The 25,745-nt window shown below is 53.9% G+C and carries 19 protein-coding genes; 1 reads left to right on the top strand and 18 read right to left on the bottom strand.

Annotation, left to right across the window (positions count from 1 at the left end; all coding sequences use genetic code 11):
- Positions 1-15 precede the first annotated feature (15 nt).
- Entirely contained in the window at positions 16-330 is a 315-nt protein-coding gene (locus MKY12_RS06225) for a hypothetical protein (protein ID WP_339313199.1), read from the top strand.
- A 94-nt stretch (positions 331-424) separates the two neighbouring features.
- Here the strand turns inward: MKY12_RS06225 and MKY12_RS06220 are convergent, their stop codons facing one another.
- The 18 genes from MKY12_RS06220 to MKY12_RS06135 form a co-directional block, all read right to left on the bottom strand.
- Positions 425-865: a DUF5680 domain-containing protein gene (locus MKY12_RS06220; RefSeq protein ID WP_076079734.1), complete on the bottom strand. Its 441-nt coding sequence runs from the start codon at positions 863-865 to the stop codon at positions 425-427.
- A gap of 207 nt (positions 866-1,072) precedes the next feature.
- Positions 1,073-2,320, bottom strand: a complete 1,248-nt coding sequence (locus MKY12_RS06215) for an MFS transporter (protein WP_339314804.1) — start codon at positions 2,318-2,320, stop codon at positions 1,073-1,075.
- A 41-nt stretch (positions 2,321-2,361) separates the two neighbouring features.
- Positions 2,362-4,317: a radical SAM protein gene (locus MKY12_RS06210; protein ID WP_036725741.1), complete on the bottom strand. Its 1,956-nt coding sequence runs from the start codon at positions 4,315-4,317 to the stop codon at positions 2,362-2,364.
- A 28-nt stretch (positions 4,318-4,345) separates the two neighbouring features.
- Complete coding sequence (locus tag MKY12_RS06205) at positions 4,346-5,716, bottom strand: radical SAM protein (protein WP_036725742.1); 1,371 nt, start codon at positions 5,714-5,716, stop codon at positions 4,346-4,348.
- A 77-nt stretch (positions 5,717-5,793) separates the two neighbouring features.
- On the bottom strand, positions 5,794-5,934 hold the full coding sequence (locus MKY12_RS06200; RefSeq protein ID WP_339313198.1) for a hypothetical protein: 141 nt from the start codon (positions 5,932-5,934) through the stop codon (positions 5,794-5,796).
- Positions 5,935-5,997: 63 nt separating this feature from the next.
- Positions 5,998-7,380 (bottom strand): radical SAM protein, encoded by a 1,383-nt coding sequence (locus MKY12_RS06195; RefSeq protein ID WP_339313197.1) that lies wholly within the window; start codon positions 7,378-7,380, stop codon positions 5,998-6,000.
- Positions 7,381-7,739: 359 nt separating this feature from the next.
- The gene (locus MKY12_RS06190) at positions 7,740-9,518 is read right to left on the bottom strand and encodes a hypothetical protein (RefSeq protein WP_339313196.1); all 1,779 of its coding nucleotides are present in this window, start codon (positions 9,516-9,518) and stop codon (positions 7,740-7,742) included.
- A 70-nt stretch (positions 9,519-9,588) separates the two neighbouring features.
- A complete protein-coding gene (locus tag MKY12_RS06185) occupies positions 9,589-10,491 on the bottom strand; it encodes a TIM barrel protein (RefSeq protein WP_076076924.1) in 903 nt (300 codons plus the stop codon).
- A 79-nt stretch (positions 10,492-10,570) separates the two neighbouring features.
- The gene (locus MKY12_RS06180) at positions 10,571-11,443 is read right to left on the bottom strand and encodes a carbohydrate ABC transporter permease (RefSeq protein WP_339313195.1); all 873 of its coding nucleotides are present in this window, start codon (positions 11,441-11,443) and stop codon (positions 10,571-10,573) included.
- 25 nt (positions 11,444-11,468) lie between these two features.
- Positions 11,469-12,308: an ABC transporter permease subunit gene (locus MKY12_RS06175; RefSeq protein ID WP_235191891.1), complete on the bottom strand. Its 840-nt coding sequence runs from the start codon at positions 12,306-12,308 to the stop codon at positions 11,469-11,471.
- A gap of 137 nt (positions 12,309-12,445) precedes the next feature.
- Positions 12,446-14,059, bottom strand: a complete 1,614-nt coding sequence (locus MKY12_RS06170; protein WP_339313194.1) for an extracellular solute-binding protein — start codon at positions 14,057-14,059, stop codon at positions 12,446-12,448.
- 412 nt (positions 14,060-14,471) lie between these two features.
- The gene (locus MKY12_RS06165) at positions 14,472-16,739 is read right to left on the bottom strand and encodes a helix-turn-helix domain-containing protein (RefSeq protein ID WP_339313193.1); all 2,268 of its coding nucleotides are present in this window, start codon (positions 16,737-16,739) and stop codon (positions 14,472-14,474) included.
- 916 nt (positions 16,740-17,655) lie between these two features.
- Complete coding sequence (gene iolE / locus MKY12_RS06160; protein WP_339314801.1) at positions 17,656-18,552, bottom strand: myo-inosose-2 dehydratase; 897 nt, start codon at positions 18,550-18,552, stop codon at positions 17,656-17,658.
- A gap of 94 nt (positions 18,553-18,646) precedes the next feature.
- Positions 18,647-20,593 carry a 3D-(3,5/4)-trihydroxycyclohexane-1,2-dione acylhydrolase (decyclizing) gene (iolD, locus tag MKY12_RS06155; RefSeq protein ID WP_339313192.1) on the bottom strand — a complete coding sequence of 649 codons (1,947 nt, stop codon included), beginning with the start codon at positions 20,591-20,593 and terminating at the stop codon, positions 18,647-18,649.
- A 23-nt stretch (positions 20,594-20,616) separates the two neighbouring features.
- Complete coding sequence (locus MKY12_RS06150) at positions 20,617-22,077, bottom strand: CoA-acylating methylmalonate-semialdehyde dehydrogenase (protein WP_036725762.1); 1,461 nt, start codon at positions 22,075-22,077, stop codon at positions 20,617-20,619.
- A gap of 47 nt (positions 22,078-22,124) precedes the next feature.
- Complete coding sequence (iolC, locus tag MKY12_RS06145) at positions 22,125-23,135, bottom strand: 5-dehydro-2-deoxygluconokinase (RefSeq protein ID WP_339313191.1); 1,011 nt, start codon at positions 23,133-23,135, stop codon at positions 22,125-22,127.
- Positions 23,136-23,792: 657 nt separating this feature from the next.
- Complete coding sequence (locus tag MKY12_RS06140; protein ID WP_339313190.1) at positions 23,793-24,188, bottom strand: hypothetical protein; 396 nt, start codon at positions 24,186-24,188, stop codon at positions 23,793-23,795.
- A 257-nt stretch (positions 24,189-24,445) separates the two neighbouring features.
- The gene (locus tag MKY12_RS06135) at positions 24,446-25,456 is read right to left on the bottom strand and encodes a LacI family DNA-binding transcriptional regulator (RefSeq protein WP_339313189.1); all 1,011 of its coding nucleotides are present in this window, start codon (positions 25,454-25,456) and stop codon (positions 24,446-24,448) included.
- Between the last annotated feature and the right edge of the window lie 289 nt (positions 25,457-25,745).

Raw genomic sequence — 25,745 nt, 5'->3', positions numbered from 1 at the left:
ATCGCAGTAATCGTAATGCGCGGTACAAAAATTACGGCAATAGAACCCGCTCTCACTCTGGAGATCATTATTTTATCACAGGTACCGGAGCCGATGCGGGCAGCTACAACGAAAACAGCCCACATAAAATCCATCCAGGCACGGACGGGCACAGCGGTGCCAGCCATCATCATGGTCATCACCACGGGAATCATTCACATGATCATCATCACGGCAGCCACGGAGGCTGGGATAGCGGAGGTCACAGCAGCCATGGAGGAGGCGATTTCGGAGGCGGTGGCGATTCTGGTGGCGGTGATTCTGGTGGCGGTGGGGGAGACTGACGGATAGAATCATGGAGCCTCTCAGACTGCCGGGAAGCAGCAGCCTGGGAGGCTTCTGTGGTGAAATGGATTAGGGGGAACGCTTGCTGCGTCTGAATGGGCTACTCTTTAACGCTTCCGCCATGGAACACACATTCATACACTTTCGTCTCTCCAGTCCAAATCTCCTCCACCCCGCTGAACCAGGAGAAATCTCCGGTTACGGAGCATTTATAGCTGTGCTGACCCTCCGAATAATGCTCCGGTCCACGAAAGGGCTTCTCTTCCGGGACCCGGAGCAGAGCAGCCTTCAGAAAATCAGGGTTGAAGCCTGCTGCGGTTACTCTCCCTATGTAATTCATCGCCCAGAACGGCTTGTCATCCTCCCACAAAGCTTCTTGTCCGGCAAACTTCTCTGCGCCCAGGTAGGTATCTATGTACTTCAGGTTCCCGCGCATGAACTCCAAATCATGAGAGGCTGGCCGTGAGGATTGTCCCTGCGGACCTTTGCCTGCATAAGTAGCTTTCTTGGCTTCAATCAGAAACTGAATTTGCTCCAACATAATAATCATCCTCCAGAAATTTATCTCCGTCATAATAGAACATACGTTCCGTTTTAACAGTGACTAATCTCATAAGATCAAAATCTTCGTGAACAGGGAACGTAACGTAATTAGTAAAAAGCGGCGCTAGTCTTAGTACCTCTCCCGAAATCAGGTGCACCTATGCCCCTCATTTGTCATCCCGCCGGTACATCCCGGGTTAGGCTGTTACTGGGACGGGCTGATGAACTCCTGCTGATCGGCACGGACTCTCCGGGCCGGGGAGAGTACAGACTGAAGGCTAAGGGCCAGCAGAAACGCCATGAAGAACAGCATAGTGGAGATGCCGAAGATCAATCTGGCGCCAGTGTACACATACAACCATCCGAAGAATAGATAAGACAGCATATTGGTCGCCAGCGGACCGCCTTCAAACACGGAACCGACGCGTCCGAGCAGGTTCTCAGGAACATAGGTCATTAACAGAGTCGACAGCGTAATGCTCAGCAGGGATATGCCAATCCCGATAATGACACGGCTGAGCAGCATGGACCAAGCGCCGAAGGAGAGCGTGAGCAGCAACAGCCCCAGAGTCATGACCGCTGCTCCCCAAATGTTGATTCGCACATAATTTTTGAATTTTGTCCCAAGCAGGTTCAGACCGAGCGCCCCCGCGAACATACCGATGCCCCCGGCGGTGCTTGCCCAGGCTAAGTAATTCTGGTCTAAATGCAGCTCTTTCACTACGAAATATATATTTAACAGATTAATCGCCCCTGTGCACGCCCCCATTACCGCCAACATGATAAATAAGCGTTTGGTGAGCGCAGAAGCGAAGATATACCGGAAGCCTTCCAGGACATCCACCCAAAAGGAGGTTGCCGGACCGGAATCGGAGGGTGCTGCCAGGGGGGCCGGGCTCACCTTAAGACTCAGAATGAACAGGCTGCCTGCGATGAAACAAAAGCCGTCCACAATTAAAGAAGTTGACGCCCCCCACCATTGGTAGACAAAGGCTCCGATTGCAGGCCCGGCAAGACTGATCAGCGTATCTACCGTCTTTACAGAGGAACTGGCGGTACCGTAATCCTCGTTGTCCACGGCTGTGACCGTTAATTTACTGATGGCAGGCTGAAAAAATTGCTGAACCGTACAGGTGAAGGCCAGCATGACCAGCAAAAGCGGAACCTGCTCCATCCAGATCAATCCGGCCAGTACAAAAGACATCGCGGCCCGGATCACCAGCGTCGCCTGCAGCACCTTCTTTGGTTTCCTGCGGTCAACCCATGTTCCGGCAAGAGGAGCCATGATAAAGACCGGGAGCATCTGGGCAAACAAAAGAGCCGTCCGGTAAAAGACAGCTTGATCCGCTTCTGCAAATACCCAGAACAGGATGGCCCAGTTCCTGATCTCATCTCCTACAGAAGATAAGGTCTGCGTGCACCATAACCGTCGGAACACTCCGTTCTTCAGCATACTCCACAAGGAAAGGCCCCCTCTCTTTCGGTATTGTCACCCTAAGAAGTCAGCAATTCATGCGTATGGAAATGGTCGTACACCCGGCTGATCCATTCCTGCCGATCCTGTTCGCTGGCAGCAAAAGGATTCTCTAACGCCAGGTTGTGTACAACCGTCCTGAAGTCGCTCCCGTCCTCCATCTGTTGAATAATAGCAATGCTTAAAGGGTCCATGCTCATCACCCGGACGTAGCGCCTGCGCCCTTCAAGAGCCGGTGCGCTCTCCAGCACCAGCAGAATCCAATCTTCATGCCCTTCCGCAAGCTCAAGCTCTGCAGGAAGGGGACTGTGCAGCTTCAGCGCAGGGATGGAATAGTGCGGTTGCATCACTTTGACAGGCTTCATAGCAGTTGTGTCCTGCGGAGCTGTATCCTGCTGCATCAGTTCCATCACCGCACGCTCATAAGACAGGAAGTCCTTAAGGACCCGCCCGGTTTCCGGCACAAGACCCTGCACCAGCTCATCAAGAATGAGGGCCAGCTCCGCTTCCGGCGGTGTTGCCTCATGCATATCCAGCCTGGCAGAGACATAATCGATTGTACGGGTGTATGGAACAGCCGCCAGATGATTGAGATAATACAAGGTGCGGAAGAACGAACGGGCCAGCGGGTAGTAGAGCTTTCTGATCCTGTGCAGAGTGTGTGTATCCACAGACCGCAAGGAGTAATAGTTGCTGAAAATTTGCGGGTAGCTGGCAATCCAGTTCTTTTCAATGCCGGATAGCTGGAAATCACTGTTCATATCGTTCGTGCTCCAGAACTGCTCGTCCAGCACCAGGCTGCCCTTCGCTGCGTCAAACAATTGGGTTCCGGGAAAAAGGGACAGTTGATGCAGCTGCACATCCGCTATTCCTATGGAGAGCAGCCGGACAATCATATCCAGCGTCTGATTAAGGTCTTCGGTTGTCTCTTCGGGAAATCCGGTAATAAATGAAGCCGTACATGACAGACCCAGCCGATGAAGCTCGCGGAGCAGCTCATAAGCCTGGTTCAGATCGAGCTTTTTGCCAATGACCTGCTGGATGGGCTGGCTGCCGCTCTCAATCCCGAAGAAGACGCCATTACATCCAGCCTGCATCATCACCTCAAACAGTTCTATATTGACGTGGTCCGTCCGGGAGGAGCAGCTCCAGGTGAAGGGCTCGCTGCAATCCAGCAGCTCCTGGCAGAATTGTCTGACAAACTTCTGATTAACCGTGAAATTATCATGCGTTAAGCTGAAATGGGTGATTCCCCAACGATCCCTGACGTATCTCATCTCGGCGATGATCCGTGCAGGACTTTTAGTTCTGTATTTTCGTGAAAAGAAAGTCGAGGTGCTGCAAAAGCTGCAATTAAAGGGACAGCCGCGTCCCGCCTCAACCGGAAAAAACCGGCTCTCCGGAGTGGTAAAATAAGCTTCAATATCCTCGATTAGATGAAAGGCAGGGAAGGGCGTATCATCGAGATTCCTCAGAATCGGCCGCGGCGGATTGGTGCGGATTGTCCCCTCTTCACGGAAGCAGATTCCTTCTACCTCTGAGAGCGGATGGCCCGACTCCAGGACCGCAATCAGCTCCGGCAGCGTCAGCTCGCCTTCTCCGGCAACGATATAGTCTATCGCTGGGAAATGGGTTAAGGTTTCAGCCGCTACGAAGCTCGCATGGGGTCCGCCAAGAATAATGATTCTGTCCGGGTCCAGCCGTTTGCATTCCTCCGCAATTCTCAGTGCGATCGAATAATTGCCGCACATCGCCGTGAATCCGAGAACTCTGGAGGGCTTGCCGATGATTAATCGGGCAATACCGGCAAGGGCTGCTGTATCGAAATGGCTGGTGCCTGAATAGAGTAATGCCAGATCAGTGAGACATACCCCGTACCCCGCTTCAAGAAGTGCAGCGCCTAGCACAAGCAGGTTGAGCGGAGGATCAACGGTATCCACAGCTGCATTATAGGGCGGACATATCAATTGAATCATTTCCCAGTCACCTCACGTAGGAGAAGATTTAACTTAAGGCGGTGAACGAAGCATTCAGCAGCTCCAGATGGCTGTCAAGGTCACGCTTCACATTTCCGCAGTAGGCGCCTAAGATCGAACCGGTGGTTCGGTCGGCTTGAACCGGACAATTCCCGGAGCATAGAAAAGCGATATTGCATCCTTTACACTCCGGCTGATTCAAGACATGACGTTCCTTCCAGAGCGCCAGCTTCTGGTCATCCAGCTTAAGCTGAGGGTAATACGTTCCAAGACTCCATTTGGGATTACCTATAATACTGGTGCAAGGGTAGACCTGGTGGTCCGGCGAGAAGGTGAATGTTTTTCCTCCGGCCGCCTCACAAAAATAATAGTTAGGGAAATAGTTATCTTTAGCGAGGCCTGTTCCCAGCACGTGCTCGAACGGCAGGGAGAGTCTGGTTAGATCACTGTTTAATACGACATTCAGCCTTTTTAGTTTATCGTTTGGCACATGCACTTTGATGAATTCCGTGAGCTGATAGCTGGGCAGCAGGCCCGGGGCGGAATTCCCTGCATAATTCTCAACGGGAGACAGTGAAACCGAGAAGTTAGGGTAAGCATTCCATTGCCGTTCCTGGAAGAAATCCAGGAGTTCATTCAGATGCTCTATATTCTCACCATCCAGATTGACACGAATAGCGATGTCGAAATTATGCTCCAGGAAGGAGTCAATCTGAGCGGTTATTTTCATAAAGGTTCCCTCATTGGCCCGGGTGATCCGCCGCCGGTCATGAACCGCCTGGGGGCCGTCTATGGTTAACTGGATTCTGAGCATGTCCTTGTAAGGCTCTAGCAATTCCTGATAGTGTGACAGGAACACCCCATTGGATATGACCGTTCCTGTAATTCCCCTAGCTTTGGCCTGCTCAAGAATAAGTCCGACGATAGAATGGTTCAGGGGCAGGAGCGGTTCCCCGCCAAAAATAACAAAATGATGCCGGGCAGACTGTTGCTGCTGCATGATTTGATCCATGGCCAGGAAGGCAGCCTGCACCTGATCTTCAGTCATCTGTTCATGGCTGGAGCGGATCTCTTGGGGCTCAAAGCAGTAGACACATTTCAAATTACAGGTCATGGAAGGACAGAACACAAAGGAAATGTCACCCGATCCATGCTGATCCAGGTATTCTTTGTACCGGCGGATCAGGGCTTGCTCCTCTTCACGCTCCCTGTACAGATAACCTCTGCCGGCCAGAAACTGTTCTTCATCAGCGGTGAGAGTATAGGCAACAGGCTGTTGTTTCTGGAGGAACTGGCTGATATGCTCTTCCACAATATCCATTGCGCCTGACAGGGAATTGAAGATAAGATGACGGCCGTTTCTTAAGCGATACGTAAGAATATATTCTGAAATATACAATATCTATCCCCCCTGGTATGAACAGCGGGAAGGCATAAGGATGCGCTTCCCGCTATTTCCCAAATATAAGGATGCTGTTAGATGGCTTTTTTGGTAGGATTGTTGATTTGAATGGATGCTTTCTGGCAACATGCCATTGGAACCGTAATTTCTTCAAGGTCTTTGGCTGTGAGATTCGTCCAGAGATCCTTGTTCTTCGTCAGTGATTTCATGTACATTACCTCCTCTCCTCTAAGAATATTTATGGCAAGGTAAATACCTTGACATCAGGGTAATGGTGTTCACTGGCAATAGCTTTCGAGCAGACGGTCCCGGTGAAGATCGAGATAGGTCTTCAGATATTGCCTTGTATCGCTGCAGTTCGATTCGAAATCCCGTAATTCCCCGTCTCTGCTTCCTTTCAGTACGCAGCCGCCACCACAGAGAGGCGCAAGATTACAGTGTCTGCATTTGTCATTCACCACGATATCCCGGTGCCATCTCTGCCACTTCTCTTCATCCAAATGCAGCCCTTGAAGGTAGCTTCCAATCGAATAATCCGGGAATCCGACGGTTTCAACACACGGATACAGCCGCCCGTCTGCACCAAATACGAGATTATGACGCTTTGAAGCACTGCAGCCGGACAGATCGAAGTAATAGTGGTCATCGTCTGTGTCAAACATAGCTTTGCGGAGTATCCGCAGCTTCTTCTCCATGAAATACCCCAGGCTGACCTTATACCTGCGCCGGGTGGCTTCCCAATCCGGGAAGAGTAAATGAAGCTGCTTCAGAAGATCAGATTCAGGCTGGAAGCCGGCAACCTTCCCCGTATTGAAATTATCATTGATCGGGGCAATCTGGCAGGAGAAATCAGGTGAGCTTGTCCACTGAAGCCGCTCGAACCCGGCGAACATCTCCGGCAAATGCCGGACATTCTCCCGGCCTGTGTTGATTCGGACGGTTACGGGTATATGGTGCTCCAGGAGAAAAGTAATGTTTGAGCAGATAAGATCATAGCTGCCGCTGTTGTTCCTGTATTTACGCAGCTGGTCGTGGATCTCCTTCGGGCCGTCCAGTGTGATTTGCATATGGCGGAAATGCGCCGAGTGCTTCTGCAGAAAAGGGAAATACGCACCGAGTTCGGTACCGTTCGTAATGGAGAGAATAGGCCAACTCCGCTCAATAGCCTGCTGTAAAATATACTCCACCTGAGATTGATTACGGGCCAGGAAGGGCTCGCCCCCGAAAAGCTCGAACTGGACGGCCGCCTCAGGCTTCAGATGCACCATCTGATCCATCGCCTGAAATATCTCATTAATCTGTGCAAGGTCAAGCGTCGGCGAGTCCTGGTGAATGTCCGATTGGAAGCAATAAGGGCAGGCGAGGTTACATTTGTATGTGGGGCAGATTGTGAATTGTAAGGCCGGATGAGAGCGGTAGTGGGTTTCAAGTGATTCACGGACATAATGTTCTTCGTTCATATCCGTGAGATACCCTCTGCTCTTAAGCAGGGTACGCGTTTCCGGATCCAGATCGTTTAATGCAGATGTATCAGAGCTTCTATTAAAAAGAACACGGGCTACCTTAGGCTCAACCAAGTCTACAGCGCCGGTTAATGTATTCATGATCAGCAGAACATCATCGCTTAATCTGTGTTTGTAGTTATACTTAGACAATCTCATACGCCCTCATCCTCCTCAGGACTGATAGAGTTGCATTTACTAACTTGTAAATAATGTAAAACTTTTCCTGATGGACAACTATGATAAAAGTCATAAAATAGGAAATAATCTATTAAATGATAAAAAAACAGGGAAATAGAAATTCCCAATTACTCTTACAATAAGTAGATAGAAGCGGTTAACCACTCCAGTCCGCACCTGCCGCCAACTTTCCCCGAAATCAGGTGCACTAATGCACCTCATTGTGCCAACCGTATCCTCACGCCAAAGACACCAGCCTCCGAAGATGCTGGTGTCTTTGCGCATGTCCAAGTGAACATGTCAGCGCCCACTCAATCCTATCTCAAACCCTGCCAACTCTACTGCGCAGGAGACAGTGTAAGCGTAAATGTCTTATCAAACGGGGTCACCAGGTTAACCTGCACGGTTTTGTAGCTCTTCGGCGGGCCGGGTTCCGGGGATGTTCTGCCCAGATGGGCCATTTCGCCGCCCGTCAGGTCGATCCACTCTCCGCCAGAAGTATACCGAATCTGTCCGCCGCTCCACAGGAAGTTATCCTCGTCCACTGCCTGCAATTCTCCCAGGGTGAAGTTGTCCTGAGCCGCTGGCGGAAGCTCGCTTGAAGCGAAGTTACCTTCCCAGCCGAATTTGAAGGACAACTGAGCCAGGACCTGGGCAGGCTCCGCGCAGTGCAGCCGGATAGTCCAGCCCGTCTCCGTACGGTGTACCTCAGTCTCCACAGACAACGTCTGTTCATGGGTCAGCGGACGGCTCTGATGCGGCAAAAGATACCACGGACTGACAGCCGTACCCGCTTCCGGCGGGAGAAGCGCACTCTCCACCGGACCGTAGTAGCCCTTCTTCTGCACGCCCTTCAGCAGGTAGCCCTCTGGCAGCCGGGTCATCTCCTGCATCGGCACGAATCCGGGGTAGAAGCTGGTATTCAGCTGCACGGCCAGCAGCCTTACAGCACCGTGACGCATCGCGAAGAACGAAGGCGTCTCCGTAATCAGCGTCACGCTGGTCGCCCCGTCTCTGAGCCGGGCCACAGGCGCCCCGAAGTCGGTATGCAGCCGGCTGTGGTAGATCCGTCCCTGGTGACCCGCCGACTCCATTCTTTGCAGATAGCGCTCCCGCAGGAAATCACCGTTCAGGATTTGCTCATACTGCACAGGCAGCTCTGCTGTAGCCTCCGGCGGCTGCTGCAGCTCCGGCTCCAGCAGCATACGTACCAGGGCGTTCACCGAGCAGACGCCTGGATTGGACAAGGAGCGTCCGGCCCATTCCGCCATACCGGCCAGCACGGCATCCTTGTCCGAACGGGCAAGGATCGCATACGGCAGATAATAAGGAGACAGATCATGGAGCACCCCCAGATCCTGCCGCCCGGAATAATCGGTCACGACTTCGCCGGACGGGTGAACAAGGTAGACCATCATGTGCAAGTTCCGGCGCACCGGTTCCAGTAGCTCCGGCTTATCCAGCAGCCGGGCTGCATGAATCAGCATAATATCACTTACGGCGCTGTAGATGCCGTTGCTCCGCTCGGTCCATTCCCCGTCCGGCGTGATGTCCATTCCTTCTGCCAGCCATTCATCCGCCCGCTGCCGGGCCTCTTCTTTGCCGAACAGCTCATAGAGAAACCCTAACGCCGCGCACATCACCCAGCGGTGATTCGGAGTATGGACCCCGCCCGTAAGCATTACGGGGAGGGACTGCTCCAGGAACAGGAGCATGTTGTCCAGCACCGGCTGAAGCGGCGGCCACTCCTGCTTCGCCAGCAGCTGATATAACTGCGCGTAGCCGACCACAACGAAGGCCGTATCCGGCGGCGAATGATAATTCGTCCAGCCCGGGGAGATAGAGCCGTCCTGATGCTGGAAGCGCAGCACGAACTCCGTCGCCAGCTTCAGCCGTTCCAGCAGCTCCTCATCCCGGTAATACTTCGAATCCGGGTTCACCAGCGCCGCACCCCAGTAACACATATCCGTCGGGGTACCAGTGGTGTGATTCACCCAGGCAATCCCCGTATGGGGATCAAGAGTTCCTCCATAATACAGGTTGCTCTGATCCAGCACCTGCCGGGGGATTCCCTGTTCTACTGCTCTGTCATTACTCTCTACCAATTGCTTATACATTAGGGTTCCTCCTTGCGGGAAGCTCTCTGGCTAATTTCTCTGATTTCTCTGATTCCCATCCGCCTTCTGCCTATCCCCTGCGCGCCAGCTTAGCTGTAAGCAGACGGTGGCTCTCATGTATCTCTTCCGGGCGGCAGGCCGCCTTCAGCTCATACACCTTGACCTGCGCTCGTTCAATCATCGGCAGATAGGCATCGTAGAAATCCGGATCTCCGCTGTTCACATAAGGGCACCAGTGGTCGGCAAGGCCGATCGTCTCATGAATATGGACACCGACGATATCATCCATCAGCCCTTCCATTTCCCCTATACTGTCATACAGGCCCAGACGGTCCATCAGAATAGCGTGACCCGTGTCGTACCAGATGCCGACAGGCGCTCCCTTTAAGGCATGGATGATCGTCTTCGCTTCCGCCAGTGTCGGAATCTGCTGCGGCTTGGAGCGGGTCTCGATGCCGAAGCGGATATTCAGCCCCTTGGACACCGCGCGGTTACACACCTCGTCCAGACTCTCGATAATGGTCTGCACATAGCCTGTACTATACGCTTCACGCCGCTCCATCAGCTCCGCCCATTTGCTGCGGTAAGCTGCCGAATCCCTGCCCTGCCCCTCGTAGATCTGCTCCAGCTCCCCGGAGATATCATACGGGAACGGTACCTCGCCCGGATGCACTACCACGGCTTCGCCGCCGTAACGCTGAGCGTACTCTGCCGAGCGAACCAGCAGGTCTATCGCCCGCTTCCGTTTCTCCTTGTCCTCGAAGCCCAGCAGGACCGAATCCGTGCCGTAGTCAGGGTCCGGGACATGGGGGAACGTATTATGAACGCTCGATATACCGATCTCCCCGCGTTCAATCATCGGCTCGATGGTAACCAGCATTTCCTCCGTCACATTATAATTCAGCTCCACCCTGCGGAACCCCAGCTCCCGGATCTCATTAAGTAATCCATCACCTGTAGAATGACGTCTCATATTCCAGCAGGTGGAGAAGGAGAATTCTCCCTTATCCTCCACGACCGTCTCTCCTCTCGCAACGCCTAAGTAATATCAATCAGCCCTTCACAGCTCCCAGCATAACACCACTGACGAAATATTTCTGCAGCCAAGGATAGACGACCAGAATCGGTACCGTGGCGAAGACGACAGTAGCGGCCTTGAGGCTCTCCGGCGGCAGCTTAGTGCGGGCCGCCCCCTCCAGGTTCGTCAGCTCAGTGATCATGTTGTTCTGAACCATCTGGAAGAGCTTCAGCTGAAGCGGATAGAGATCGGGATTATTGATATACATCAGGGAATCTTGGAATCCGTTCCAGCGTCCCACCGCATAGAAGAGCGCGAGTGTTGCCATAACCGGCATGGATAACGGCAGAACGATTTTGAGCAGGGTGCGGATATGCGAGCTGCCGTCAATCTCGGCCGATTCTTCCAGACTCGGCGGAATGCTGCGGAAGAAGGAGATCAGGATAATCAGGTTGAACGGGCTGACCAGACCGGGCAGAATCAGCGACCAGACAGAATCGATCATATGCAGATCACGGATCAGCAGGTACTCAGGAATAATACCGCCGCTGAAGAACATGGTGATGATGATCAGGTACATGAACATCGTACGGCCCTTCAGCTTGCTTTTGGTCAGCGGGTAAGCAGCTGCAACGGTGAAAAGCATACATAATACCGTAGTCGCAATCGTCAAAATAATGGTGAAGATCAGCGAGCGGATCATCGCATTGTCGGTGAAGACCTGCACATACGCCTTCCAGTTCAGCTCAATCGGGAAAATCGTAACTTCCCCGGAAGTAATGGCCCGCGTGGAGCTGAGGGACACCGCAATAACGTGTATAAACGGAGCCAGGCAGAACAGCACGAACAGCGCAATAAAGGTAACGTTAACGATATCGAATATCCGGTTAGAGGTACGTTCACTCATCGTACTCCGCCTCCTTTCTGTATAATCATAGAATGCCGTCGCCGGTCACTTTTTTCGATATATAATTGGAACCAAGGATGAACACCAGTCCAACCACCGCCTGGAACAATCCAACTACAGTTGCCAGCGTATATTGGCCCGATTCCAGACCAATCCGGTAGACGAAGGTACTAAGCACATCGGAGTATTCGCGCACTGCCGTATTCCCGATGATGTAAGGACGATCGAAGCCGATGCTGACCATTTTCCCCAGGTTGAGAATGAGCAGGGTAATAATGGTTGGTTTGATACTGGGCAACGTAATGTAGAAGATCTTCTTCATCCGGGTAGCCCCATCCACTTCAGCAGCCTCGAACAGCTCGCGGTTGACACCGGTAAGCGCCGCCAGATACAGGATGGTCCCCCAGCCGGCACTTTGCCAGACACCCGTGAACAGGTAGGTAATCAGCCATGGATTTTTTTCGGTCAAAAAAGGAATAGGATTCAGCCCCATGCTCTCCAGTACACCGTTCACCATACCGGATTGGTTGCCGAACAATTGATAGACGATACCCCCGATAATCACCCAGGAAATGAAATGGGGAATGTAGAGGAGGGTCTGTGATATTTTTTTGAACCATACCGACTTCACTTCATACAGCATAATAGCCAGAATAATCGGGGCCGGGAAAGACACTATCAAATCGAGAAAATTCAGCATAAACGTATTGCGCAGACTGCTGTAAAACTCCTTCATGCCAAACACTTCGCGGAACGCATCGAAGCCGATCCACTCACTGCCGTTGATGCCTTGGAACAGGTTGAAATCCTTAAAGGCAATCTGCACCCCGTACATCGGGCCGTAGCGGAAAATCAGGAAATACATAATGGGCAGTGAAAGCAGCGCGTATAGTTGCCAATACCTTCTGATGTAAGACGCTTTGCTCAAGTTCCTCTCCTCCTATGGAGAAAAAACCGGGCAGAGCAGCATGCCAGCTCCCCCCGGTTTTCACTTTTTTTAGTTTATTTGGCTGAAATCTCTGTAAGCGCCTGCTCCAGCTCCGCTTTCAGCTTGTCTCCGCCCAGAGACATGTAGTCCTTCATTTCCTGTTCGAAAATAGTATCGAATTGATCCGGCTTCGCCATCGCAGTCTTCACGATAATCACGTTAAGCTTGTCGCTGAGCGTAGTGCCGTATTTCGATTCCGATTCAATCGGCTTGCCGAAGACGATAGGACCCACAGTATCTGTGTTGGCAATGTCAATGGACTGCTTCAGCACCTCCTGATTGTTGGCAGGGAAGCCCAGAACCCAGGCTTTCTCATTGGTAGCCTGATCGCCGAGGTTCTTACCGTTGGAGATAATCGCGGTGTCCCCGGAAGTGAACAGACGGTCTTGGAATTCCTGGGAAACATCAGCCTTAACGACCGGGATGCCGTCCACCATATCATAGTTCTCGCCTTCAACACCGTTGTAAATGTCAATCAGGTTGTTGCCAGTCGCCATCCAATCGAGATATTTCACCGCTTCCACCGCACGCTTGCTGCTCTTAGGGATCATGATGTACATGCCGTTCGAGGCATAGCGGGATTTGATATATTTATTGTCCACCTTGGCATTGGTGAGGATATCCGCCGGCAGCACCTTGCTGCCCGGCACATTCTTGTAGAGATTATCAAGAGTGCCATCGGCATAAAACATACTATCCACATCCTCCGACCAGAAGCCGACGTTGCCGTTCTGAATATCCTTGGATACCTGGGCTTTGTCTTCATCCAGACTGAAGTCCTTGCTGACCAGCCCTTCATTGTAGAGCTTGTTGAGGAACTGTGCCGCATCCTTGAAGCCCTCATGCAGCGGCAGCTCGTAGCGCTGGCTGTAAGTAAGGTCGCCGCTGATCGGCTTGATGAAGGAGTAGATCAGGGTCTCCAGCTGAGCCGAGCCGAGGGACATGCCCATCGGAATGGTTTTGCTGCCAAGACCGCCCGGGTCCTTCTCTTTAAACGCTTTCAAAGTAGTGTATAGCTCATCGGTGTTCTTCGGTACCGGCAGCCCCAGCTTATCCAGCCAGTCCTGGCGGATGTATGAAGCGTAGCGGCCTGTAATCGCCCGTTTACCAGGGATAGCGAACTGCTTGCCGTCGAGCTGGCCGAAGGCCATCGTCTCGTCACCAATGAATTTCTTCAGCGTCTGGCCGTGCTCCTCTAATAAGGAACCTACGTCGGTCAACCCGCCCTGCTGGGCGTAACGGTAGAAGACACTGGAATCATAAGTGAAGACAATATCCGGCACATCCGTATTACTGGCCATCAATACGTTCAACTTGGTCACTTCTTCAGAACGCTGCACCGGGACAAATTCTACATTGATATTATTAGGATCACCGAAATTTTTCTGAATCATCTGGGACACGAAGTTGTTGGTAATGGTGTATTGCTTCGGCGTTTTACCGCGGTCGAAGATCTCCACCTTCAAGGTTACGCGTTCCGCACTCTTCCCGGGTGCGTCTGTACCTCCGGCTGCCGAATTCGATTTACCGTCTGAGGAACAGCCTGCAAGCAGAGTAGCTCCCATTACTGCGGTCAAGCCGATGCCGATTGCCTTCTTCAGAACTCTTTGGTTTACGTTCACTGTCATTGTTCCATCTCCCTCGCCTTAGCAGGCTATAATGGTGACTTCATGATACCCCCGAGCTTGATGATGCCCGTATGTCTTATTCGTTCATCCCGTTCATGTAGGCCGGCCTCAGTGTTTCAAGGCTGCTTGCTGCTGCGGGATGACCACAGTATTCCATAACTTTCGGAGGTCTGACAATAAACCTGTTTCGGATGCGATAAAGCGCCTGAATTCGGACATCCGGTTTATCAGACCAACGATTTTCGTACAATAAACCGCTTTCATATCAGCAAAAACACAGGCCGCATCGCTATTCGCCCCCCCTTGTTCAGAGGTTGGCGTAAGAGAAATGCGGCCTGGACCTTACACGAATGCGGCAGATGAATCCCATGCTTCACCATCAAACGGAATTCCTTCATTTCCCCAGCTTACGCTAGTCCTGCGGCTCCAATCTGGAGGCTGCTTCGCGGCGTCTGGAGGAGCGGTAATCGCCCGGCGTGATGCCGGCAATCCGCTTGAAGACTCTTCCGAACGAAATGGCATTCGCATACCCTACTTGAAGTGCGATGTCCTGGAGGGAACAATCCGTATCTATCAGCAGCTGCTCCGCTTCCTTCATCCGCAGCTCGGTGAGGAAATCCACGAACTTCATTTTGAATTCGGTCTTGAACAGATAGCTGGCATATTTGCCGGAGACCTGGAACCGGTCACTCAGATGCTTCAGCGAGAGATCGGGATTCGTGAAATTCTCTTCGATATAATCCTTCATCTCATTGACCATGGCCCGGTAGCTCTTCGTTTCGCTGGCAGAGACATAGGTGCGGAATAGATCGGTGACATATTCGAATAGAATGGTTTTCACTTCATAGAGCGCCTCGGCCTCCTCCAATTGCTTCAGCCGGACCTCAGCATTCTCTGCCGACAGCTCGTCCTGCAGCTGTTCAGACATCACCGCCACTTCCCGGCTCAGCATCTGCAGCATAGCCTGGATCAGGGAACGGATATCCTCGTCCTTCAGGAAATCCTGTTCAAACGACTCGAAGATCCGTTCCAGCTGCTCCCGCCACTGGCCGCTCGACATGCGGAAATACTTCACGAATTCAGCAATCATCTGCAGATATTTATACGTCTCAAGCAGCGGCTGGCGCGCTTCGCCGCTGCCTGCCAAGACGATATCCTCATGAATCAGCAGCTTGTGCTGCATCACATATTCGGCTGCCGCATAAGACTCCCGGATCATCCCCGGCCCGGCGGCAGCGGAGCCGATACCGAAGCTGAGCGAGATCCGCAGATTCTGCTCAACCCAGGAGCGGCAATCCTCCGCGAAGACCCGGAGCTTGGCCTCCATCTCCTGATCGCTGCCAGTCGCCAGGAACAGAATCGCTGCGCGTTCGGTTCCCACCCATTCTGCCCATCCCTGCAGCTCCGCATTCCGTGCCAATTCCTGAAATACATTCATCAGGGCAAACTTCAGCGTATTCTGATCCCCCCGGGTATACCGGTCCTCGAATACCTGCTCATAGCGGTTAATCTCCCCAAGCACAACGATGAAGCGCGAGGAAGCATTCGCACCGGTAAGCGGAGACAGCTCCTCCAGCCGCCGGGTCACCTGCTCCAGCCGCTCGCTGTGCAGCAGATCGGTGAACAGCTTGCTGCGCTGCAGCAGCAGGTTCTCCCTGGTTTTGGTATCATAATCGGTCATGTGGTTAATCAGATTCTCCAGCACGCCGTCAATCAGCATCATCTCGTCCGGCCTGTCGGTAGACTGATCCATCGTGCGGATCTGATGGCCTTCAATCCGGTTCATAATCACCTGGATCGGCTTATAATTGCGCCGGGTGACATAGATCAGATACAATACCGCACAGACCACGGTCCCCACCGCTATCGCTACCCAGAGATAAGAGATCACAGAGACCCAACTGAACAGATTCCCCGCCTTGATTCCGCTCTCGAACGTCCAGCCGGTTCTCTCCAGCTTAAGTGTGTTCAGCAGCTTGCCGTCAGCCGCACCTTCCGTATCGGAATGGGCCTGGTACACGGTGTTGCCATTGCCGTCCAGAATAGTCATGAACGAGAGCTGCTGGTTAACCATGCTGTCGATGAGCTGCTCCAGGGCACTCACTTTGATGTTAATGACCAGTATCCCCCCGGAGCCGAAGGGAAGCGGCATTGCTTTATTGGTTGTCAGCACACGAATTTCTGTACGCTGGGACAGACCCGAATGATAATCCCTGACCGGTTGCCAGCCTTCCGGTACTGCCGGAGTCGAAGTCATGGCCCTGATCCAGTCCTCATCGGCGAATCCCTCCAGCTCCTTCAGCCCCGTATCGGTTAGAACGCTTCCACGCACCCGGTCATACAAATACACCGACTGGATATATGAGGATTCCTGTATCAGATTGCGCAGACTCTGGGCAACCGCATAGATCGTCGCCTGGTCCGGCTGGCTCTGCGTATTGAAATAACGTTTGTAGACCTCGCTCCGCTCTACCGCATCAAGCACCGACAGCTCGGCTTCCTTGATCGTCCGGTCCACACTATCCCTGAGATAGCTGGCGGAGATGCGGTCTGCCTTCTTCGTCTCCGTCCGGGAGATATCATTAATAAACACAAATGAGGCAAAGATCAGAATCGTCACCGTCAGCAAAAATATAGGGAAATAAGACAGCAGCAACCGGCGATACCAGGAACGGGACATTCGACAACCTCCTCCACAACCATCAGAATACCCGGCCGCATCCGGCCGCTTCATATACATATCGTCCAAGGCGGCTCTGGGGCGGCTATGGACTTCAGATCTATTTCATCTGCGGCAACCGGCCATACTGACCGCCGTTCGAATTCCTGCCATTATAGCACATGCGCTTCCCCTCCAGCTAACCAGATAAAGTCATTCTACCCGCAGCCCCTCCCTCCCCGCGCACCTGTGCCAATGCCCGCTTGGGAATAACGGGCTGGAGTGGGTAAATGTGGAGATTAGCTGCTGGCTGTGGACTAACTTCTGTCTGGGACCGGCTAATTAGATGAACTGTGATGGGCCGAACTCACCACTTCCAATTAAGCAGCATTGCTGCACTTTGAGCAGGAATTATCTAAATTAGTTACTGGCTGTGGCGTATTGTTGCAGCATTTGCAGGAATCCTAGTGTATAAAGTAAATTAGGGCTGGCATTGTTGCTTTTCGTGCAGGATTTCCGCACAGGCCGCTCCTGTTGAGCAACATTGTTGCAATTTATGCAGGACTTCCGCACTCACCCTTATCTGCTGAATTCAGGTGCACTAATGCTCTTCATTTCCTCATTTCGCTCAAACTTGCCGAATTCAGGTGCACTAATGCTCTTCATTTCCTCATTTCGCCCACATCTGCTGAATTCAGGTGCACTAATGCTCTTCATTTCCTCATTTCGCCCACATCTGCCGAATTCAGGTGCACTAATGCTCTTCATTTCCTCATTTCGCTCAAACTTGCCGAATTCAGGTGCACTAATGCCCCTTGTTTCCTTAATTAGCTACCAGCCCGTACAATAACAAAATCACCCCGAAGGGTGAAATGTTCAAACCATATACTATCCCATACATCATCTATCCCGAGGCGGCTCGCCCTAAACCCGCAGGCTACAAACCGCTATGCTCCCGGATATACCGCCGCGCCTTGATCGCATATTCCAGCGGATCGGCCAGCGCCGGGTCCTGCTCCGCTTCAACAACGAACCATCCCGTGTAGGGCGAGGCAGCCAGTTCGGCAAAAATCTCCCCGAATGCGATACAGCCATCGCCCGGTACGGTGAAGGCTCCCGCTTTTACCGCCTGAAGGAAGCTAAGGTTCTCCGTCTTCACGCGCTGGACCACCTCAGGCCGGATGTCCTTCAGATGCACATGCTTAATCCGTGGCAGATGCTCACGCAGCACCTCCAGAGGATTCTCGCCGGAGAAGGCCAGATGTCCCGTATCGTATAGCAGCGATACTTCATTAGGATCTGTAAGCTCCATCAGCCGGGCAATCTCCGCTGCAGTCTGCACCCCGGTGCCCATGTGATGGTGATAGACCAGCGTCATGCCCTTCTCAGCCGCCAGCCGTCCCAGCCCGCTAAGACCTGCCGCAAGCGCAGCCCAATCCGCTTCGGTAAATACCGGCTTGTCAGCGAACAGCGGCGTATCCATCTGCCCCTGAATGCTCCCGCCCTGCTCGGATACGACAATGACCTTGGCGCCCATCTCATGCAGGAAATCCCGGTGCGCACGGAATGCTTCCGCTGTCTCCTCATACGGACGCACCGTCAGGAAGGCGCTGAACCAGGCACTGGCGATACTCAGACCGCGCAGTTCCAGTGCCTTGTGCAAAAGCTCCGGGGAACGCGGATACTTGTTGCCCACCTCGCTGCCCTCATATCCGGCAAGTGCCATCTCGCTGATGCATTGCTCGAACGTATTGCCTCCACCCAGCTCAGGCATATCATCATTCGTCCAGGCAATCGGAGCGATCGCCAGCCGGACGGCATTGTCTCTGAACATGCTCATGTTCTACCCCTTCCACAATCCCAAGTATGGCAGAATCCTTGATCCACTGTGCGCCGTCTGCCTTGGTTCGCGCACATGCAGCGCCCGCTTAGTAGCTCCGGGCTGTCTTGAGTCCGCTGCGATTCCGGTCATAGGCTTCCTGCACCGCTTCCTTGCCGGACACTTCCGCAACCCCGACATTCCACCAGGCTCCATAGCCGTGGGTCATCGTCTTCGGCAGCACTTTGATGTCGATCAGCGTGGAGCGTTCCGATTGGCGGGCCGCCGCCAGGGCCGTGCTAAGCTCCTGGGCTGTAGACGCGCGGAAGGTCTGCACCCCATAACCGGCCGCACTCGCCGCATAGTCGATCCGCATCAGCTCACCGCTGAGCTGGCCGTCCGTACCCCGGTGGCGGAATTCTGTGGCTATGCTGTCCATTCCCTGCTCCATCTGCAGATTATTAATACAGCCGAAGCCTGCATTATCCAGCAGAAGGACGTTGATCTTCCGGTTCTCCTGCAGGCTGGTTACCAGCTCGGAATGCAGCATCTGGTAGCTGCCGTCCCCGACCAGCGCGTAGACTTCACGCCCCGGCTCAGCCAGCTTGATGCCCAGCGCCCCGGCAATCTCATAGCCCATACACGAGAAGCCGTATTCCATATGGTAGGTATCCGGTATCTCCGAGTTCCACATCCGCTGCATATCTCCCGGCAGACTACCCGCCGCTCCAATGACAATCGCATCCTGCGGAATCGCTTCATTAATGATCCCCAGCACCTGCGTCTGGGTCAGCGAGGTGCCTAGCACCTCTGCATATTCCGGGAGCTTCTCATCGAGATGACCGGCTACCTCCGGGGTGAACGCACCTGTGTTGCCGGTGTTCACCGGATACTCCACACCAGCCAGGCGTTCCCTCTCCGCAGCCCACGATTTCTTCGCCTGGGTGATCTCATCCGTATACGCAGAGCGGTATCCCCGCTCTTCCAGCGCTGCGGCTAAGGCGTTCAAGCCTTCGGCAGCATCGCAGACCACAGCCAGCGCATCCAGCTTGGCCGCATGATATGGCGAGGCGTTCAGCGTCAGGAATTCCACCTCAGGATGACTGAACAGACTCTTCGAGGCGGTGGTGAAGTCCGTGAACCGGGTGCCGACGCCGATCACCAGATCGGCCTCCGGGGCCAGCGCATTCGCGCAGCCGTTGCCGGTGACGCCGATGCCGCCGAGGTTGTACTCGAAGCTGCTGGCTACGGCGCTTTTGCCGGCCTGGGTCTCTCCGAACGGAATGGCGAATTTCTCGGCAAAAGCGCGCAGCGCCGCTCCGGCATCCCCATACCGGACACCCCCGCCGCAGACCAGCAGCGGCCGCTGCTTGCTGGCGATCAGCTCAGCCGCAGCCGCAATCTCCTGCGGATGAGGCAGCCGGGCGATGACCCGGTGAATCCGCTTGCGGAAGAAATCAGCCGGATACTCCCAGGCTTCGCCCTGCACATCCTGCGGCAGCGCAATCGTAACCGCCCCGGTATCTCCCGGATCAGTCAGCACCCGCATCGCGTTCAGCATTGCCGACATCAGCTGCTCCGGCCGGGTGACCCGGTCCCAGTATTTGCTGACCGCCTTGAAGGCGTCATTGACCGTGATCGACAGATTATACGTATGCTCCATCTGCTGGAGCACCGGGTCCGGCTGGCGGGTAGCGAAGGTATCTCCCGGCAGCAGCAGCACAGGAATCTGATTCGCCGTTGCTGTTGCAGCAGCCGTCAGCATATTAGCAGCCCCCGGCCCTACTGAAGCCGTACAGGCCATAATCTTCCGTCTGCGGCTCTGCTTGGCGAACGCGGTTGCCGCGTGAACCATCCCTTGCTCATTGCGTCCCTGATACACCGTCAGCTCTCCCGGTGCCTCCTGCAGCGCCTGCCCCAATCCAAGTACATTGCCATGCCCGAACACGGTGAATACCCCGTGCACGAAGCGTTCCGGCCCGCCGCCGTAATCCACATACTGCTGATTCAGAAATTTAACCAGCGCCTGCGCTGTCGTTAATCGGATACGTTCCACTTCATGTCCTCCCTTCGCCTTGTCTACTGCCAGCGGGCAGTGACGACTTTTTTGCGCGTATAGAATTCCACCCCGTCGCTTCCGTTCGCATGAAGATCGCCGTAGAAGGAATCCTTCCAGCCTGAGAACGGGAAGAAGGCCATCGGTGCAGGCACTCCAACATTGACTCCCAGCATGCCGGACTCGATATGTTCGCGGAAGTAACGGACTTTCCCGCCATCATTCGTGAAGATACAAGCTCCGTTCGCAAACCGCGAGCGATTCGCAATCTCCACCGCCTGGGCTACATCCTTCACCCGGATCACCGACAGCACCGGCGCAAAAATCTCCTCCTGCCAGATCTTCATCTCCTCTGTCACCCCGTCGAACAGCGTAGGTCCGATGAAATAACCGTCTCCCTGTACCGCCGCATCCTCACGGCCATCCCTGAGCAGCTTCGCGCCTTCGGCGATCCCCTGTTCAATGTAGCTAACTGTCCGCTCTTTATGGCCTTGACGGATCACCGGCCCCAGGAACGTATCCTCCTCCAGTCCATTCCCGATGGTCATGCTGTTGCACTCCCGCAGCAGAATCGAGATCAGCTCATCAGCAACTTCCTCCTGCACCGTTACCACCGAGCAGGCCATGCAGCGTTCCCCGGCAGAGCCGAAGGCCGCATTCACAATCTGGGAGGCCGAAGCCTCCAGGTTCGCGTCCGCCAGTACGATGGAGTGGTTCTTCGCTCCGGCCAGCGCCTGAACGCGCTTGAGATGGTCCGTTCCTTTTTTGTATACATATTCCGCCACCGGCTGCGATCCGACAAAAGAAATCGCCTTCACATCCGGGTGCTCCAGCAACCCGTTCACCACCTCATGCGCGCCGTTCACCACATTCAGCACACCGTTAGGCAATCCGGCTTCCTCCAGCAGCTCCGCAAGGCGGGCCGCCAGCAGCGGTGTACGCTCCGATGGCTTCAGCACAAAGGTGTTGCCGCAGGCAATCGCCAGCGGGAACATCCAGCAAGGCACCATCATCGGGAAATTGAACGGGGTAATCCCGCCAACCACTCCAATCGGATAGCGGTACATGCCTGACTCGATGCCAGTCGCAATATCCGGCAGCTGCCGGCCCATCATCAGTGTCGGAGCACCTGCTGCGAATTCTACGCATTCAATGCCGCGTTGGACCTCGCCGTAGGCTTCTTTGAAGCTTTTGCCGTTCTCCAGGGTGATGATCTTAGCCAGCGGCTCCCAATTCTCTACTAGCAGCTGCTGATATTTGAACAGAATCCGTGCTCTGCGCGGCACCGGTGTTGCAGACCAGCCTGCAAAAGCTGCCTTAGCCGCCGCCACCGCCCGGTCTACATCGGCTCTGCCGGATAGAGGCGTTCTGCCCAGCAGCTCACCTGTGGCCGGATTCACTACCGGCTCCGTCTGCTCCGTATCGGCTGTTACCCATTGCCCGTTGATATAATTTTTGAGTACTTGTGCCGTTTGCTCTGTCATTCTGTCCACTCCTTCTGTTCTATATAAAGTCTGCTGACTAACCTTACTTATTGCGCCCCTGCTGTAATCTCCTCGTTGGTTCGCAGGAATTCCTCCAGCTCCTCCAGGGTTGGCATAGCATCGGAGCAGCTGTGGCGGGAGATGACAATGGATGCTGAAGCACTGCCGCGCCGCATCGCCTCGCTGACACTGTGCCCGCTCATCAGACTGTGGATAAAGGCTGACGCATAGGAATCACCTGCACCGAACGTCTTGAGTACTTTTGCCGGGAAAATCCCGCTCCGGTGGCTCTGTCCATCCGCTGTATAGCCAATTGAGCCGCTGCCGCCGTGCTTGATGACTACCAGCTCTGCCTGATGCGAGAACCAGCGGGCTGCCGTGGCCTGATCATCGGCGCCAGCCAGATTATACAGATTCTCCATCATGTCGAATTCTTCGCGCGTGCCGATGATGCAGTGGCTTTTCTCAGCAGCAAGGTTATAGTAGACCGCCGTTTCAGCGGCTGATGTCCAGGTATAAGGGCGGTAATCGAGATCGAAGAACACGGTCACATTATGCTTGCGGGCAAATTCCAGTGCCAGGAACACCGCTTCGCGGGAAGGGCTCTGCGCCAGCGCCGTACCGGAGATGAGCAGCGCCTTGGAGCTGGCGATGTACTCCTCCGAGATCTCCTCCGTGTTCAGCAGCAGATCAGCCACATGGTCGCGGTACATTAGAATGCTGCATTCCTGCGGGCTCTTGATTTCTGTAAAAGCCAGCCCCGTCACCGCACCCGTCCGGTCCACGCACACCTGGCTGTCGTCAATGCCATCCTTGCGCAGATAGCTGCGGATGAACCTGCCCATCTGGTCGTCGGCCAGCTTGCCGATGAAGCCGGTACGCATGCCGAGCCGCGCTGCACCAATGATAATATTCGCCGGAGAGCCGCCGACATATTTGGTGAAGGTCATCGTCTCTTCCATCGGCCGCCCGGTCTCATTAGCGTTCAAATCAATACACAACCGGCCAACAGCAACTACATCCAGCCGCCGGTCAGGGTCGAACTGTAAACCGTTCATAGTGATGCCTCCTTGATCAAGCTAGGGAAAAGGTAGTTCATTCGGTAACACGAATGGCTGTAAAACGTCATGAATTGGACAATGAAGATGTGAATTGAGCAATGAAGCTGTATTTCATACAGTGAAGCTGTAATTCGTACCGTGAAGCTGTAGGTAGCTCGCATGGTGAAGTTGTAGATCGTACAGTGCAGCTATAAATCGCATACGCGTAAGATTATTTTGATACTGCTGTAAGAGTCGCTTGGCGTGTGGATTGAGCATTTCAACATTTAATCGTTTCCTTCGGCACAGAATGTTTCATTTCTTTTCGGGGGAAGGGTAAGCGCTTAACCTAATTTTCTACTTTAGTATAGTTTAGAAGCGAGCTTTTGGCAATCCTCAATTTGAAAGCGATATCAATAATCGGGTGGAAGGAGATGAAGGGGGATATCCCCCCCCCGGAAAAACAGGTGGAAAACCGCAGCTTAATTCCGCGTTTTTTGATACTTAGGAGCAAGCAAGTGGAAAAAAAGCAACTCCTGTGATTGATTTTTCCTCCACGGGGGGTGTCGGGATTATTTAAGTGCCCTTTTTCCAACTACTGCTCCTCCGGCGGGCAATCGTTCCTCAGTAGTTGTAGTAAATCCACTTGTTCTCCGACTTAGCACACGTTGTTGCCTAGCGGGGAGAGTCGGCTAGCCCATTGTCTTCGGTTTGTGGCATACATTCGGTCCGCTCGCTTGCTAACTGGCACATTGTGTTCGGTTTTTCGCTTACATCTCGCCCACACGCCTCCACAGCGCCCATTGTGTTCGGTTTTTCGCCTACATTCGGCCGTGTTCCCTCGCGGCGGTGCATTGTGTTCGGTTTTTCGCCTACATTCGGCTGTGTCCCCTCGCGGCGGTGCATTGTGTTCGGTTTTTCGCCTACATTCGGCTGTGTCCCCTCGCGGCGGTGCATTGTGTTCGGTTTTTCGCCTACATTCGGCTGTGTCCCCTCGCGGCGGTGCATTGTGTTCGGTTTAATACGAAAATAAAAGTCGGGATGCGACTGATGCACCCGACTTATTTTCATTCCTGGGGGTGACAAGGCCTCTGTCTTGTCATGCCTGTTTTTCGCTTACATTCCGCCCACACGCCTCCGCAGCGCCCATTGTGTTCGCTTTTTCGCATACATCTCGCCCACGCACACTCGCCCCGCCCAATGTATTCGGTTTTCAACATACATCTGGCGCACGCCCCCCACACATCCCACTCTTCCCCCACTACAGCACGCAAAAAAGACCCGCTCCCAGCCGCAGCCGGAACAGGTCTTGAATAGATAGTGTGTGGTTAGTGCGGAACCGGACCCGTCGAATGACGGATGACAAGTTCGGGCATCAGCATGATTTTGCGCTTGGGGCTGGTGGGGTTACTGATTGATTCATTCAGCAGAAGCATCGCCTGCTCAGTCATCTCGCGCAGAGGCTGGGCGATACTGGTCAGCGAGGGATGGCAGATTTCGGCCAGCATCGTATTGTCGAAGCCTACTACGGACAGGTCGCGGGGAATGGACAGGCCGGCACTGCGCGCCTCCTTGAGCACCCCGATCGCCAGCAGATCATTGCAGCCAAAGATGGCGGTCGGGCGTATGTTCTGTGCCTGGTTCAACATTTCTGCTGCTGCCGTACGCCCGTTCTCCAGCGTTGCCGAGGTGTGAATCATATTCGCCGGATTGTCAAAAGAAACCCCCGCCGCCTTCAGCGCATCCAGGAATCCCTCCACACGCAGCCTGCTCCCCGGCAGATTGTCAGAGATCACTCCCAGCCTGCGGTGACCGAGGGACAGCAAATATTCCGTGGCCTGATAGCCGCCCTTGTAATCATCGACGGTGACACTGTTGCCCTCCAGCATACGGATATCGGCTGAGAACAGCACAAGCGGCACATGATCAGCCACCATTCCGCGAATCAGCTCAGGATTCCCCGTATGAGAGGCAATAATCAGGCCATCCACCCGTTTGCGCAGCAGCAGCGAGATGTACCGGGCCGCCTTCTCATCGCTGCGGTCCGTACTGCACACGATTAAGTCGCTGCCCTGCTCCTGGGCGTAATCCTCGATGCCGCGGGCCGTCTCCGCAAAAAAAGGATTGGCAATATCGGGGATCATCAGCCCGATGGTACCCGTCCGGCGGCTGGTCAACGCAGAAGCTACCAGACTGGGCTGGTAGTTCAGCTCCTCCATGACCCGCCCTACCTTTTCCCGCGTCTTGTCGCTGATCCGGCCGCTTTTATTCAATACCTTGGACACCGTAGCGATAGAGACGCCTGCTTCCCGTGCCACATCATAGATCGTAGGTTTCATTGTTATTAAGCCCGCCTTTGCGTTCATGCCTTCTTATCCTTCGATTATAAGGAAGTCCTCCCACGCTGTCTATCTATCGGGTATGTGTGTCTTCAACAAACCAGCTATTTAAATAACCCTTACGGGTGAATGAGATTACCTACGCGCCAGCAAATGTATGCTGTTTTTTGCATACATTCGGGCCATGCGCCTGCATGTGAGCACAATGTATGCTGTTTTCCGCATATATTCGGGCCACATGCCTGCGTACCAGCAAATGTATGCTGTTTTCCGCATACATTCGGGCCAC

The sequence above is a fragment of the Paenibacillus sp. FSL M7-0896 genome (assembly GCF_037975415.1).
Lineage (GTDB): Bacteria > Bacillota > Bacilli > Paenibacillales > Paenibacillaceae > Paenibacillus_AQ > Paenibacillus_AQ silagei.
Note: the sequence above shows the minus strand (reverse complement) of the source record. Positions and strands in the feature narration are given on the sequence as shown.